14 protein-coding genes and 1 tRNA gene are annotated in these 13701 nt (G+C 71.0%); 12 read left to right on the top strand and 3 right to left on the bottom strand.

All coding sequences use genetic code 11. The features are described from left to right. Positions 1-181 precede the first annotated feature (181 nt). The gene (locus APR03_RS00260) at positions 182-655 is read left to right on the top strand and encodes an SRPBCC family protein (RefSeq protein WP_253831608.1); all 474 of its coding nucleotides are present in this window, start codon (positions 182-184) and stop codon (positions 653-655) included. 136 nt (positions 656-791) lie between these two features. Here APR03_RS00260 and APR03_RS00255 read toward each other — a convergent pair whose 3' ends face one another. Then, on the bottom strand, positions 792-2168 hold the full coding sequence (locus APR03_RS00255) for an FAD-binding oxidoreductase (RefSeq protein ID WP_253831606.1): 1377 nt from the start codon (positions 2166-2168) through the stop codon (positions 792-794). A gap of 318 nt (positions 2169-2486) precedes the next feature. Between APR03_RS00255 and APR03_RS00250 the strand changes: the two genes are divergently transcribed. The 4 genes from APR03_RS00250 (at position 2487) to APR03_RS00235 (ending at position 5704) form a co-directional block, all read left to right on the top strand. Continuing rightward, positions 2487-2636 carry a hypothetical protein gene (locus APR03_RS00250; protein WP_253831604.1) on the top strand — a complete coding sequence of 50 codons (150 nt, stop codon included), beginning with the start codon at positions 2487-2489 and terminating at the stop codon, positions 2634-2636. Further along, positions 2633-4057, top strand: a complete 1425-nt coding sequence (locus tag APR03_RS00245) for a phenylacetate--CoA ligase family protein (protein ID WP_253831602.1) — start codon at positions 2633-2635, stop codon at positions 4055-4057. The genes APR03_RS00250 and APR03_RS00245 overlap by 4 nt, the downstream gene beginning before the upstream one ends. 41 nt (positions 4058-4098) lie before the next feature. Continuing rightward, positions 4099-4884: a serine aminopeptidase domain-containing protein gene (locus APR03_RS00240; protein ID WP_253831600.1), complete on the top strand. Its 786-nt coding sequence runs from the start codon at positions 4099-4101 to the stop codon at positions 4882-4884. Between the two features lie 145 nt (positions 4885-5029). Beyond that, positions 5030-5704, top strand: coding sequence for a hypothetical protein (locus APR03_RS00235; protein WP_253831598.1), 675 nt, complete (start codon positions 5030-5032; stop codon positions 5702-5704). On the opposite strand, the gene APR03_RS00230 is transcribed toward APR03_RS00235, so the two are convergent. Next, positions 5659-6024, bottom strand: a complete 366-nt coding sequence (locus tag APR03_RS00230) for a hypothetical protein (RefSeq protein WP_253831597.1) — start codon at positions 6022-6024, stop codon at positions 5659-5661. The two genes, APR03_RS00235 and APR03_RS00230, sit on opposite strands and share 46 nt — an antisense overlap. Before the next feature lie 118 nt (positions 6025-6142). Between APR03_RS00230 and APR03_RS00225 the strand changes: the two genes are divergently transcribed. Then, positions 6143-6307 (top strand): transposase, encoded by a 165-nt coding sequence (locus APR03_RS00225; RefSeq protein WP_275977081.1) that lies wholly within the window; start codon positions 6143-6145, stop codon positions 6305-6307. A 121-nt stretch (positions 6308-6428) separates the two neighbouring features. Here APR03_RS00225 and APR03_RS00220 read toward each other — a convergent pair. Then, positions 6429-6499, bottom strand: a tRNA-Gly gene (locus APR03_RS00220). Between the two features lie 205 nt (positions 6500-6704). Between APR03_RS00220 and APR03_RS00215 the strand changes: the two genes are divergently transcribed. From APR03_RS00215 to APR03_RS00190, 6 genes are all read left to right on the top strand, one after another. Continuing rightward, complete coding sequence (locus APR03_RS00215; RefSeq protein ID WP_253831595.1) at positions 6705-7493, top strand: DeoR/GlpR family DNA-binding transcription regulator; 789 nt, start codon at positions 6705-6707, stop codon at positions 7491-7493. Between the two features lie 192 nt (positions 7494-7685). Beyond that, positions 7686-8891 carry a Gfo/Idh/MocA family protein gene (locus APR03_RS00210; RefSeq protein WP_253831593.1) on the top strand — a complete coding sequence of 402 codons (1206 nt, stop codon included), beginning with the start codon at positions 7686-7688 and terminating at the stop codon, positions 8889-8891. Continuing rightward, entirely contained in the window at positions 8888-10198 is a 1311-nt protein-coding gene (locus APR03_RS00205; RefSeq protein ID WP_253831591.1) for an ABC transporter substrate-binding protein, read from the top strand. The genes APR03_RS00210 and APR03_RS00205 overlap by 4 nt, the downstream gene beginning before the upstream one ends. A 4-nt stretch (positions 10199-10202) precedes the next feature. After that, positions 10203-11159 carry a carbohydrate ABC transporter permease gene (locus APR03_RS00200; RefSeq protein WP_253831589.1) on the top strand — a complete coding sequence of 319 codons (957 nt, stop codon included), beginning with the start codon at positions 10203-10205 and terminating at the stop codon, positions 11157-11159. Beyond that, a complete protein-coding gene (locus tag APR03_RS00195; protein WP_253831587.1) occupies positions 11152-11988 on the top strand; it encodes a carbohydrate ABC transporter permease in 837 nt (278 codons plus the stop codon). The genes APR03_RS00200 and APR03_RS00195 overlap by 8 nt, the downstream gene beginning before the upstream one ends. A gap of 53 nt (positions 11989-12041) precedes the next feature. After that, positions 12042-13499, top strand: coding sequence for a DUF4832 domain-containing protein (locus APR03_RS00190; RefSeq protein ID WP_253831585.1), 1458 nt, complete (start codon positions 12042-12044; stop codon positions 13497-13499). The last annotated feature ends 202 nt before the right edge of the window (positions 13500-13701 follow it).

Here is a 13701-nt window from a genome sequence, read left to right as displayed (position 1 = left end):
CTTGCCTCCGGGTCGCTGCCCCGCAGGCAGACCCGCCAAGAGCATACGAGCGCTCGTCGGCGCGCAGCGACGGAAGAGCGGGGCGAATTCGTTTCCGGGCGTTCGCCGGATGTCGACCGTCTGTCGATCCAGGCGGGCGACGATCGGGCGTCTTGATCCCGACGAAAGACCGAGGAACACCATGCCCACCGTCACCCTGTCAGCGCAGGCCACCGTCGACGCCCCGGCCGCGGAGGTCTGGGCGGTTCTCGCCGACTGCACGCACGATCCCCGGTGGCGGGGCGGCGTCGTGGAGATGAGGCAGTCGAACCGCGGCACGGTGGTCGAGGGAACCATCACCTACGAGACGATGCGCGCCATGGGCTCGACGCTGCGCACCGTCACCGCCGTCACGGCCGTCACGGCCTCGGAGACCGGGGGCATGTTCCGCTGGGTCGCCGTCGAAGGGCTCGACGTGGAGGGCTCTCGTCGCCTGACCACCGGTCCCAGCGGTCGGTCGGTGGTCTGCCTCACGCTGCGGTACTCCGCACGCGGCTTCGGTCAGCGGCTCCTGTTCCCGCTGATGTCCCGGGTGCTGGCCCGGACCCTGGAGCGGGACGCCCGACGGTTCCAGGAGCTCTTCGCGGCGGACGCGCCGCTCGTCAGCCGTTCGTGACGCACGTCGGCGCCGGCCGGGCCGTGCGGCCCGGCCGGCGCCGGGCCGACAGGTCATCCCTTACCCGTCGGCCCATGCCTCGCCGGATGCGGTCACCCCGCTGAGAGCCCCTGCATCGACGAGGCAGTCCGGCCGGTCAGCCCTGGGCCGGGCTGACCGGGTGGTTGGCGCGGATGACGTCTGCGGGGTCGTAGAGGGCCTTGATGCTCCGCAGGCGGTGCAGCGCCGCCGTGTGCGCGAACGGCGCACCGCCGGGACGCTCGGCGAAGTTCAGGTACGAGACCGGTGCGGTCCACGGGCGGAGCGTGTCGCGCAGTCGGTCCAGGACGATGTGGGTGGCCTTCACGGCGGTCTCGTCCGGGGTGATCGTCGCGGTGAAGATCGCGTACCCGGCGGCGAACCCGGACACCACGCCACCCCGAGTGGTGTCGGGAGAGAAGGCCCCGCCCAGGTGGCGGATCTCCGCGCTCAGCAACCCGAAGTCTTCGCCCGGCCCCGCGACCGACAGGAAGGCGTCCAGGGCTTCGAGCGGCAGGTCGGTCAGGAGGAAGCCGTCCCCGGTTCCCGGCACCGGAGCCGGCGGATCCATGTGGATGGCGGCCAGCTCGGCAGGCTCCGACGGGTGGACGGTGTCCATCACGGGGCCGAGGACGCGCAGGGGCTCGAGCGCCTCGTCCGTCGCCTCCCGGCTCAGGAGCGAGACCAGCTCGACGACGACGAAGGACTGCCCGCGCACGGGCTCGGGGATCTCGGGCAGGGGCGGGAAACGCAGGAGCCGGCCGACCGACGTGATCGCGTCCGGAACGGTCCGCGTCCATCGCTGCCAGTTCTGCAGCACCTCGGATGCCTGGTCGAGAGGGAAGAAGAGGGCGCCGCCGTGCAGGTCGGGCACCGGCACCAGACCGATCTCCAGGGCCGTCACGACGGCGAAGCTGCCGCCACCGCCGCGCAGCGCCCAGAACAGGTCGGGCTCGTTCTGGGCGTCGACATGCCGCTGGACGCCGTCGGCGGTCACGACGTCGGCTGACACGACGTGGTTGGCGGCGACCCCGTAGGTGCGTCCCAGCCACGACATGCCACCGCCGAGCGTGTAGCCGACCACGCCGACGTCCGGTGCCGTACCGGCGAGACCCGCCAGGCCGTACGGGGCCGCGGCGGCGGTCACGTCGCCCCACACGACGCCCGCTTCCACGCGGGCCGTGCGCGCGGCGGGGTCCACGGTGATGCCGGTCAGCCCGGAGGTGCGCAGGAGCACCGTGCCCGCGAGCGCCCCCAGGGGGCCGGCGTTGTGGCCGGTCGACTGAGCGGCCACCCGTAGGCCCGCGGTGCGGGCGGCGTTGACGGTGGTGACCACGTCACGCACGGAGGCTGCCACCACGACCGCTTCGGGGCGCTGGTCGACGGTGAGCTGCCAGGCCTGACGTGCTTCGTCCCAGCCGTCCTCCCCGGGGAGGAACAGGCTGCCGTCGAGCTCCGCGCGCAGCGTCGCGGCATCGAGGCGGTTGGTGGACATGGGGTACTCCTCTTCGTTCGAGAACAACGTTCCCGACTTTCCACCCCACGTATCGACGTCCGGTCGACACGACGTCGACACGCTGCCCACGGCCTGCGCCAGAGCGGCGGGGACCGGGAGACCGCCTTCTCACCGATCTACGACGACGACACCGACGTGCCCGTCGTGTGAGACCGGAGGTGCCGATCGTGCGCAGAGCTGTCGGCACCTCCGGCGATGGCCGGACCGCATCGACGTGATGTCGACCGTGCGTCGACCGGCCTGCTGTGTCATGGGTGTCGCCCCGTCTGGGCCACCCCTCTCATCACAGGAGCCTCGATGCAACGACTCGTGCAGTACACCGTCCTCACCTCGGTGACGGCCGGCGGGAACAGGGCCCGTCACCTGGACGCCGATGCGACACGCCCGCCGGACGAGCTGCCCACCGGCTGCCGCCACGTCACCGGCCAGGAGGTGGTGCCGGCGTGAGCCGCCCAGACCCGGTCGTGGCCCTCTTCCGCGACGCGGTCGAGACCGTACCCGCGTACCTGACATTCCTGCGGGAGCTGGGCCTGGACCCGTCGTCGGTCCGCGACCCGTCCCAGATCCCCCTGACGACGAAGGACAACTACCACCACCGGTACCCTCTCGCGGGCCGCTGCCGCTACGGGCGGCTCGCCGACGCCGACGCCGTCGCGCTCTCGTCCGGCTCGTCCGGCGCGCCGACTGTCTGGCCGCGCTCGGCCCTCGACGAGCGCACGGTCGCGGAGCGCTTCGAGCAGGTGTTCCGCGACGGCTTCGATGCCGCCCGCCGTAGCACGCTCGCCGTCGTCTGCTTCGCCCTCGGCAACTGGGTCGGAGGCATGTACACCGCGACGGCGTGCCGCCACCTGTCGGCCAAGGGCTACCCGATCACCCTCGCGACCCCGGGCAACGACGTCGACGAGATCCTCCGCGTCGTCGACCAGCTGGCCGGCCAGTACGACCAGACGGTCCTGCTGGGCTACCCGCCGTTCGTGAAGAACGTGATCGACGCCGGGCTGGCCCGCGGCGTCGACTGGCCGAGGCACCGGGTCAGGCTGGTCCTGGCCGGCGAGGTGTTCAGCGAGCAGTGGCGCGACCTCGTCGCCCACCGGGCAGGCATCCAGGACCCGGCGACCGACATCGCGTCCCTCTACGGGACGGCGGACGCCGGAGTGCTGGCCAACGAGACCCCCCTCAGCGTCCGGATCCGCCGCTTCGCGGCCGAACGCCCCGGCTTCGCGGAGGCGCTCTTCGGCCAGTCCCGCCTCCCGACCCTGCTGCAGTACGACCCGGCCGCGCGCCAGTTCGAGGCCGGGCCGGACGGCACGCTCGTGTTCAGCGCCGACGGGACCGTTCCGCTCGTGCGGTACCACATCGCCGACGAAGGCGGTCTCTACTCTTACGACGAGCTGCTCGGGCGGTGCCAGGACGCGGGGTTCGACCCCGGTGCCGGACCGGAGCTGCCCTTCGTGTACGTCTTCGGGCGGTCCATGTTCACCGTCTCGTACTTCGGTGCCAACATCTACCCGGAGCACGTCACCGTCGGTCTGGAGCGCGCACCCGTCAGCGACTGGACGACCGGCCGGTTCGTGCTGGACACGGTCGAGGACACCGACCGTGACCGCCGGCTGACGGTGGTTGTGGAGCTGGCCGACGGAGCGGAGCCCTCCGCGGAACGCGAGCGGCTGGTGGCCGAGTCGATCCGTACGGAGCTCCTGAGGATCAACAGCGAGTTCGCGCACTACGTCCCGGAGGCCGGTCAGACACCTCAGGTGGACCTCAGGCGGTCCGGCGATCCCGAGTACTTCCCACGCGGCGTCAAGCACCGGTACACCAGTGGCCCGATGCCGGGAGCGAGCGACCGGGACCTGCCAGGGACACGGTGACTCTCGTGGGCTTCGCAGCCGCCGAGGCGCACGCGCGGGCGATGGTCGAGGCCGACGCGTCGGACCCGTCGGTGCTGCGGGGCGCCGGTACCAGGCTGTGGTCGCACGGGGAGCCTCGGTCGAAGGCCGCGCTGGTCCTGCACGGCTACACCCACACGCCGACACAGGTGGCAGCGTTGGCCGAGCGATTCTTCGCCCTGGGGTACAACGTGTTCGCCCCGCGTGCGCCGCTGCACGGGCTGACCACCCGGCGCGCGCACGCCCGGGTTGTCCCCGGCGCCCTGCGTCGCTATGCCGCCGAGGCATGGACCGTGACCGCACGACTGGGCTCCGATGCCGGTGTCGTCGGGGTGTCCGGCGGCGGGGTGCTGGCCACCTGGCTGGCGACCCGCACGGCCTGTCGTGTTCGGCGCCTGCTGGTCCTCGCTCCGTTCTACCGCCCGCATCCGCGCCGGGTGCCGCCGGCCGCCGTGGCCGCGATGCGTGTCCTGTACGGTGCGGGACTGCTGCCCGACAGGTTCGATGTGCGGGGGCACTCGTACACGGCGCTCGCGCAGTACCTGCGGATCGCGACCGAGATCCGCCCGGTGCCCGGCGACGGTGATCTGCTGCGGGTGGCGGTCGCCGTCTCGGCGCGGGAGCAGTCCGTGGACACGCGGTCGGTCATTGCTGTGCCCTCCGCGATCGCGGTCGCCGCCGGCGCGTCGCTGGGCGCTTACGTGATTCCTGCCGCCGCGAACGTCGGGCACGACATCGTGACGCCCGCAGCACTGGGCACGTCTGTCGACGATCTGTATTCCCGGTACCTCGCGCTCTACGAGGGGTAGCAGGGCACGGCCCGGATCCCTTGTGAACTGTGTGCTGCCTCTCCGGACAACCGACACACAGGGATGCGCGGTCGATCGTAAGCGTCCGCGGGCTGAGCGAAACGCGATCCCGGCTCGGAACCGGTGTGGTCCAGAATGGGCGGCGATGACATCGCGCAACACGTCTACCAGGCAGCGTCTCTACGAGGCCGCGACACGTTGGTCCTTCGACCAGGGTGTGGACAACGCGTTTCTGATCGACGCCGCCACGGACGCCCTTGTTTCGGGCGTCGACTCGCCGACCCTGCGTGAGCTCGCCGGGGCCGCACGTCACAGGGATACCGAGGAGCTGCGCGGGCTGCTCGATACCGCTTTGCGAGAGCTGATGCTGCCGCGCCCTCGTGGGATTGCGCTCTCGGATGTCGTGGCGGACGACAGCACGGTGGTTCCGCGCACGCCTGCCGAGACGGTCCGGTTCGAGGTAGCGGCGGCTGACGCGTATGACGGCTTCCAGGTGCTGGTCTTCGTCGACGATGTGGAGATGACGAGCCGTGCTGCGGGCGTCGGCATGGGGCCGGGCAGCTTGTTCGCACACGGTCGACGGGCACGTAACGACGGACATGCGCGCGACGATGTAAGCGCGCGATGGACACAACGACGCGACGGACGCGGCTGCGTGGCCAGGGCAGACGAGCGGACAGACGGCGGGTTCCGCACCGACCGAGACCGGGTCACGCCTCTTGCAGATCGAGGAGAAGGGTGGCGTTTTCGCTCACCGGACCTGTGCCACAAGGATCACGACGGTGCTACGCCGAGACGCTCGATTACCCAGTCGCTCTGATCGGGCAGCAGTGCGATCTCGATAGTCGTGCCGTTGCTCGTAGCCGTATAGATGCGAGCTTCTGGATTGACGTCCCAGGAATCGGGACGTGTGGGCGGACGAAACTCGAGGTTGATCTCGTCGATGCGGGCAGTTGTACGCCACAAGGTCAGTCTTCCGGGCGCGACCTCCCAGTCACCGGAAATCCACTGGTTGGAGAACCTGGGCAATCCGCGGATGCTCGCTGCTGCCTTGCCCTGTGAGCGCAGTCGCTTGTTGCGACGGCGTTCCAACCGTCTGCCGAGTCGCTGGCCGATCATGTACCCGATGATGCTCTCCACGACGCTAGAGCCTCCCACGGCGGCCAACCTCGGGGACTGCCCCAGGGATGGAGGGTGTGCCCCGAGTTTGGTTGACACCTGAACTGTGAGGATCTGGTCCTCGCTGGAAGGATGTCCCGTGGCAAAGCCCTGCCCCAAGGAGTTCCGCGACGACGTCGTGGCCGTGGCCCGTAAGGGCCAGGCGCCGCTGGCGCAGATCGCCAAGGACTTCGGTATCTCCGAAGGCTCGCTGGCGAACTGGATGAAGCAGGCTGATGTCGAGGACGCCGGCGGCCCGGTCTGAGCGAGGTCGACAAGGCCGAGCTGCGTGAGGCCCGTAAGGGCCACTCGGCGCCGCTTCCACCCCTCCAGAATGCACGAAGCCCAGGTCAGAAACACTCTCTGACCTGGGCTTCCGCACTCTGAGCGGGCGACGGGAATCGAACCCGCGTAATTAGTTTGGAAGACTAAGGCTCTACCATTGAGCTACGCCCGCACGGCCGTCCCAGCAGGTACGGCGCGAGCGATACCTTAGCAAACTCCGCGCCCGCACCTCTCCCGTCGCCACGGCCGAGCCGGCGCGAGCGAACCAGAGCACACCCGTCACCCAGCATGCTCATTCGCCCCCCACATGAGCAGAATCGATCACGCACCCCCGCCCACCCGTGCGAAGATTCTGCCGTGAACCCCAGGGCGCCCCGATGACGCAGCAGCAGCGACTCAACCTCGTGCTCGAGCTCGTGAGCGAGCGGGGGAGCGTGTCGATCACGGACATCAGCGAGCAGCTCGGGGTGTCGACGGCGACGGTGCGCCGCGACCTCAACACCCTCGCGGAGCAGCGCCTGGTCACCCGCACGCACGGTGGGGCGACGTCGCTCGGGTCCGGGTACGAGCTGCCACTGCAGTACAAGATCGCGAGCCAGGCGGAGGCCAAGAAGGCGATCGCGCGCGCCGTCGCCGAACTCATCGGGCCGGGCGAGTCGGTGGGGCTCAACGGTGGCACGACGACGACGGAGGTCGCCCGCGAGCTCGGCCGCAGCGAGCGGCTGCGCAAGGCCGAAGCCCCTGGCGTCACCATCGTGACCAACGCCCTCAACATCGCCTACGAGCTCTCCGTGCGGGAGCACGTCAAGATCGTGGTCACCGGGGGAGTGTCGCGCCGCCAGTCGTACGAGCTGGTCGGGCCCCTGGTCGGCGCAACGCTGAGCGAGTTCAGCCTCGACACCGCGGTGCTCGGCGTCGATGGGCTGAGCGCCGCCTTCGGCGCCACCACCGTGCACGAGGGCGAGGCGGAGGTCAGCCGCCGCATCGGCGCCACCTCGCGCCGCGTGATCGTCGCCGCCGACGCGACCAAGCTCGGCCGGGCCACCTTCGCGCGCATCTGCCCGCTCGCCGACGTCGACGTGCTGGTGACGGACCAGCCCGTCGCTCCGGAGATCGAGGCCGAGTTCGCCACCGCCGGCGTGCAGATCGTCGTCGCCTCCGCCTGACCAGGCAGGACGCACCTCACGGCCCGACATCGGCCGTCCCAGGAGCATCGGCGCGCGTGTTACGTCGTCGTAAAAGGTCCGCTCGCCCCTGTTTGCGCGCGCCCGGAACCCCTAGTGTCTGGACATGCTCAATTCAGAGTCGAAAGTGACAAGTTCGAGCACGACGTCGTGCTCACGAGACCGGAGCGGAGCATGAGCAGCGACGGCGTCCGCGTCGCCGTCGTCGGCTACGGCGCCCGCTCACCCATCGCCGAGCACGTGCCGCACGCCCGGCCCGGCGCGCGCGTCAGCGCCGTCGTCGACACCAGCGAGACCGGCCGCCGACGGGGGCAGGCCGCGCACCCCGACGCCGCGGTGCACGCGAGCGTCGACGAGCTGATCGCCGCGGGCACCGCCGACGCCGCGCTCGTGCTCACCCCGGACGACACGCACGAGGAGATCGCCGTCGCGCTGCTGCGGGCCGGTATTGCCGTCTACCTGGAGAAGCCGCTCGCCATCACCGTGGCCGGCGCCGACCGGGTGCTGACCACCGCGGCCGAGACCGGCACGCCGCTGTACGTGGGGCACAACTTCCGGCACTCGGGCGTGGTGCGCGCGATGCGCGGCGTGATCGAGCGCGGCGAGATCGGCGAGGTCCGGGCCGTGTGGGTGCGCCACTTCGTGGGCAACGGCGGCGACTACTACTTCAAGGACTGGCACGCCGACCGCACCCGGACCAACACCCTGCTGCTGCAGAAGGCCAGCCACGACATCGACGTCGTGCACTACCTCGCCTCCGGCTACACCCGCCGGGTGGTGGGCATGGGCGACCTCATGCTGTACGGCGGCATCGACGACCGGCGCGACCGCACCGGCGAGACCATGCCCGACTGGTTCTCCTTCGACAACTGGCCGCCCGCGGCGCAGACCGGCCTCAACCCCGTGGTCGACGTCGAGGACGTCTCGATGATGCTGATGCGCCTCGACAACGGCGTCCTGGCCAGCTACCAGCAGTGCCACTTCACGCCCGACTACTGGCGCAACTACACCGTGATCGGCACCGAGGGCCGCCTGGAGAACGTGGGCGACACCGGCGGCGGCGTGGTCAAGGTGTGGAACCGCCGCCACGAGTGGCAGGTCGACGGCGACGCCGAGCACGCGATCGAGGGCGTCGCCAGCGGCCACGCCGACGCCGACCTGCTGACCATGACCGAGTTCCTCGACCACGTGCTCGACGGCGCGCCGACCGTCGTCTCGCCCGTCGCGGCGCGCGCAGCCGTCGCGGCCGGGGCGCTCGCCGCCGAGTCCCTGCGCGACGGGTCCGCCCCGCGCGACGTCCCCGCCCTGCCCGACCACGTGCTCGACCACTTCGCCCGCCGCACGGCGGCCCCCGAGTCTTCCGGAAGGACCACCCCATGACCCCGACCCGCCGCACCTCACCGCTCCGGCGCACGGCCCTCGCGGCCTCCGCCGTCGTCCTCACCACGGCCCTGGCCGCCTGCGGCTCCGCGTCCGGTTCGCCGGACGCCGACGCCGCCGAGTACGCCGCGCCCGACTCCGACCTCGCCGCCTCGATCACCTACGGCGTCTGGGACCAGAACCAGGTGCCCGCGATCGAGGAGAACATCGCCGCGTTCAACGAGGTGTACCCGGACATCGACGTGACCGTGAACGTCACGCCGTTCGCCGAGTACTGGACCAAGCTGCAGACCCAGGCCTCCAGCAAGACGCTGCCCGACCTGTTCTGGATGAACGGCCCCAACATCGGCCTGTACGCGTCCAACGGCATGCTCGAGCCGATCACCGGCGCCGTCGAGGCCGGCGACATCGACCCCGCGAACTACCCGCAGGCGCTCGTGGACCTGTATACGATCGACGACGTCTCCTACGGCGTGCCCAAGGACTTCGACACCATCGGCATCTGGGTCAACACGGCCCTGGTCGAGCAGGCGGGCGTCGAGCTGCCCGAGGACGGCTGGACCTGGGACGAGTTCCAGCAGACCGCCGTCGACATCTCCGAGGCGCTCGCCGACGACGGCGTCTACGGCGCGGCGGGCGGCATGGACGGCCAGACCACCTACTACAACACGATCTTCCAGGCGGGCGGCACGGTCGTGGACGACGGCGCCTCCGGGTACGCGACGCCCGAGGCGCAGGCGGGCCTGCAGTTCTGGACGGACCTCATCGCGTCGGGCGGGTCGCCGTCCATCCAGCAGCTCACCGACACCACCGCCGACCAGTGGTTCACCTCCGGCAAGCTCGCCATGTACTGGGGTGGCAGCTGGTTCCGCTCCGCGCTCACCGACAGCGACCTCGCCGAGGACGTCACCGTGCTACCCCTGCCGTCGGGCGAGGAGCAGGCGACCGTCATCCACGGCGTGGCCAACGTCGTCTCGGCCACGTCGAAGGAGAAGCAGGCCGCGCAGGCGCTCCAGGTGTTCCTCGCCGGGCAGGAGGCCCAGCAGCAGCAGGGCGACTCCGGCGCCGTCATCCCCGCCTTCGAGGGCACGCAGAGCTCGTTCACGGGCTCCATGCCCGACGCCGACCTCCAGGTGTTCCTCGACGCCGTCGAGTACTCGCGGCCGCTGCCGGTCAGCCTGAGCTCCGCGGAGTGGAACGCCCTGGAGACCGAGCTGCTGCCCCAGGCCTTCTCCGGCGAGCGCCCCGTGGCCGACGTCGCCACGGAGCTGGCCGAGCAGATGGACGCCGCGCTGGCCGAGGAATGACCGCATGACGACCTCGCAGAAGGCCCCGCCCGCGCCGGCCCTGACACGGCCGGCCGGGCGGGGCCGCCCCGCGCCCGGCCGCGGCCCCCGCCCCGAGCACACCCTGTGGCCGTGGCTGTTCGTCGCGCCGCTGGTGGCCGGCATCGCCGTGTTCTACCTGTGGCCCATCGTCCAGACCGCCGGGTACTCATTCACCGAGACCGGCCCCTTCGGCGGCTCGACGTTCGCCGGCGTCGACAACTACGTCGCGCTGTTCCAGGACCCCGAGCTGTACCTGTCGCTCGGCAACACGCTGCTCTACACCGTGATCGTGCTGCTCGGCATCCCGATCGCCGTCGGCCTGGCCAGCCTGCTCAACCTGCCCGGCCTGCGGTTCGCCGCCGTCTACCGGGTGCTGTTCTTCCTGCCCTACGTGGCCATGCCGACGGCCGTCGCCATGGTGTGGCGCGTCATCTTCAACGGCGACTTCGGCATCCTGAACCGGGCGCTCGCCGTGGTCGGCATCGAGGGACCGTACTGGATCTCGACGCCCGGGGCCGCGACCGTCGCCGTCGCCGTGGTCGGCCTGTGGTCGTCGCTCGGCTTCTCCATGATCGTGCTCGCCGCCGGGCTCAAGAGCATCCCGCCCGAGCTGTACGAGGCCGCGGAGCTCGACGGCGCCACCCGGTGGCGGCAGTTCCGCGCCATCACCGTGCCGCTGCTGACCCCGAGCATCTTCTTCGTGCTCATCATCACCGTCATCGCGAGCTTCCAGGTGTTCGACCTGCTCTACGCGATCCTCGGCAGCAGCAACCCGGTGCTGCCCCGCAGCATGTCGCTCGTCTACTTCTTCTACCGCGAGGGGTTCGTGGCCAACGACAAGGGCTACGCGGCGGCGATCGCGATGGTCATCTTCCTGCTCATCGGGCTGCTGACGGCCCTCCAGTTCCGGCTCCAGCGGAGGTGGGTGCACAGTGACTGACCGAGTGATCCAACGGCGCAGAGGGTCGCACGTCGTCGCGCACCTCGTGCTCGGCCTGGGCAGCCTCGTCATGGCCTTCCCGTTCGTCTGGCAGCTCGTCATGTCGCTGTCCACGAACGCCGAGGTGCAGAGCGTCACCCCGGTGTTCTGGCCCTCCGAGCTGCACTGGGAGAACTACGCCCAGGTGTTCGACCGCATGCCGTTCCTGCAGCAGCTCGGCAACTCCGTGCTCGTCACCGTGCTGCGCACGCTCGCCCAGATCCTGTTCTGCACGCTCGCGGGCTACGCGTTCGCGCGCATGCGGTTCCGCGGGCGCGGCCTGCTGCTCGGCCTCGTGCTCTCGATCCTCATGGTGCCGTCGCAGGTCTACCTGCTGTCGCAGTACCAGATCATCCAGAGCCTCGGCCTGCTCGACAGCGTCGGCGGCCTCGTGCTGCCCGGCCTGTTCAGCGCCTTCGGCACCTTCCTCATGCGGACGGCGTTCCTGTCCATGCCGAACGAGCTCGAGGAGGCCGCGCGGCTCGACGGCGCCAACCCCTTCCAGATCTTCTGGAAGATCATGCTGCCGCTCGCCCGGCCCACGGTCGCCGTCCTGGCGATCACCACGGTGCTGTGGTCCTGGAACGAGCTGCTCTGGCCCCTGGTGGTCACCACCTACAGCGAGCGCATGCCGCTGTCCGCCGGGCTCGCCACCCTCATCGGCGACCGCACCACCGACTACCCGGTGGTCATGGCCGCGAGCCTGCTCGCCATGGCCCCCGTGCTCGTCATGTTCGTGCTGCTGCAACGCCGGGTCATCGACGGCCTGGCCTCCAGCGGCCTCAAGTGAGACCCGGGGCGCCGCCCGGCGCCCCGGCAGGCATCACGAGGAGGACACGCACCATGCACCGAAGCACCCGCGTTCTCGCCGCGCTCGCGGCCGCGACCCTGCTCGGGTCCGCCGCCCTGCCCACCGCGTACGCGCAGGGGCACGGGCGGCACCGCCCCGCACCGCACCCGCACGTCACCACCGCCACCTACGCGCCCAGCGACGAGAACGTGCCCAACCCGCAGCGCGGCTTCTACCACCACACCGAGACGCACTACCGCGCCGACGGCTCCGGCTACACCCCGCTCGACCAGGCCTCCCTGGAGGGCTACCGCGCCGAGGGGATCACGCAGATCCTGCGCGTGTTCTACCTCGAGAAGTTCGCGAGCACGCCGCAGCTCGACCAGGCGTTCCTCGACCTCGTGCAGGCCGACTACGACACCGCCCGCGCCGCCGGCGTCTCCGTCATCACCCGGTTCGCCTACGCGCAGGGCGGCGAGTGGCCCTACTCGCCCCCGTACGGAGACGCGCCGCTGAGCACCGTGCTCGCGCACATCGAGCAGCTCGGCCCGATCCTGCGCGCCAACGCTGACGTCGTGCCCGTGGTGCAGAACGGGTTCATCGGCCTCTGGGGCGAGGGCTACTACACCGACCACTTCGTGGCCGACCCGGCCGACCCCGGCGTCGTCACCGACGCCGACTGGGCCAACCGGTCCGCGGTGACCCAGGCCCTGCTCGACGAGCTGCCCGCCGACCGGTCCGTGCAGGTGCGCACCATGCTCTCCAAGCAGCGGCTGCTGGGTGTGCCGTCGGGCGAGGGGAGCGCCGTCGGGCCGGACGAGGCCTGGACCGGGCAGACCAGCGCCCGCGTCGGCCACCACAACGACTGCCTCCTCGCCTCGCCCGACGACTTCGGCACGTTCCTCTCCGACCCGATCACCCTCGACCAGGAGTACCTCGCCGCCGAGAGCCGGTACGTGCCCGTCGGCGGCGAGACCTGCGCCGTCAACGCGCCCCGCTCCGAGTGGGCCAGTGCCTCCGCCGAGCTCGCGCGCTACCACTACAGCTACCTCAACCGGGACTACAACCAGGACGTCCTCAACTCCTGGGGCACCGCCGGCATCGCCGAGACCGCCCGCCGCCTCGGCTACCGGTTCGTGCTCGAGTCCAGCAGCGTCAGCGCCGCACGTCGCCACGCGGCGCCCACCGTCACCGTCCGAGTACGCAACGACGGCTGGGCCGCCCCTTACACGCCCCGCCCCGCGCACCTCGTGCTCACCCGCACCGACGGGCGACAGGTCACCGTGCCGTTCGGCTCCGACGCCCGCACCTGGGCACCCGGCACCACGACCACGCTGACCGCGGCGCTCGCGAACGTCCCGGCGGGCACGTACACCCTCGCCCTCGCGCTCCCGTCGGCGGACGCCGGGACGCAGCAGGACCCGCGCTTCGCCGTTCGGACAGCGAACACGGGCACCTGGGACGCGGCGCGCGGCGTGAACGTGCTGCAGGGCACGGTCACGGTGCGGTAGGCGGGCGCGGCCTGGCTCGCGGCTGTCGGGCGGCCTGCTGAGATCTGGTCGCCGCGCCGCCACGGCCCGGGCTGGGCCGCCGAGATCTGGTGTGTGTGCCGCCACGGCCAGGGCTGGGCCGCTGAGATCTGGTGGCGCGCCGTCGAGATCTGGTGCCCGCGCCGAGATCTGGTAGAGCTCCACCAGATCTCGGCGCGGGCAC

The organism is Promicromonospora thailandica (assembly GCF_024171955.1).
Lineage (GTDB): Bacteria > Actinomycetota > Actinomycetes > Actinomycetales > Cellulomonadaceae > Promicromonospora > Promicromonospora thailandica.
This window is presented reverse-complemented; position numbering and strand designations above follow the sequence as displayed.

Bases quoted from the DNA above. Each gene is read 5' to 3' on its own strand.
- APR03_RS00260 (WP_253831608.1), top strand. From the start codon at position 182: ATGCCCACCGTCACCCTGTCAGCGCAGGCCACCGTCGACGCCCCGGCC.
- APR03_RS00255 (WP_253831606.1), bottom strand. From the start codon at position 2,168: ATGTCCACCAACCGCCTCGATGCCGCGACGCTGCGCGCGGAGCTCGAC.
- APR03_RS00250 (WP_253831604.1), top strand. From the start codon at position 2,487: ATGCAACGACTCGTGCAGTACACCGTCCTCACCTCGGTGACGGCCGGC.
- APR03_RS00240 (WP_253831600.1), top strand. From the start codon at position 4,099: ATGGTCGAGGCCGACGCGTCGGACCCGTCGGTGCTGCGGGGCGCCGGT.
- APR03_RS00235 (WP_253831598.1), top strand. From the start codon at position 5,030: ATGACATCGCGCAACACGTCTACCAGGCAGCGTCTCTACGAGGCCGCG.
- APR03_RS00215 (WP_253831595.1), top strand. From the start codon at position 6,705: ATGACGCAGCAGCAGCGACTCAACCTCGTGCTCGAGCTCGTGAGCGAG.
- APR03_RS00210 (WP_253831593.1), top strand. From the start codon at position 7,686: ATGAGCAGCGACGGCGTCCGCGTCGCCGTCGTCGGCTACGGCGCCCGC.
- APR03_RS00205 (WP_253831591.1), top strand. From the start codon at position 8,888: ATGACCCCGACCCGCCGCACCTCACCGCTCCGGCGCACGGCCCTCGCG.
- APR03_RS00200 (WP_253831589.1), top strand. From the start codon at position 10,203: ATGACGACCTCGCAGAAGGCCCCGCCCGCGCCGGCCCTGACACGGCCG.
- APR03_RS00190 (WP_253831585.1), top strand. From the start codon at position 12,042: ATGCACCGAAGCACCCGCGTTCTCGCCGCGCTCGCGGCCGCGACCCTG.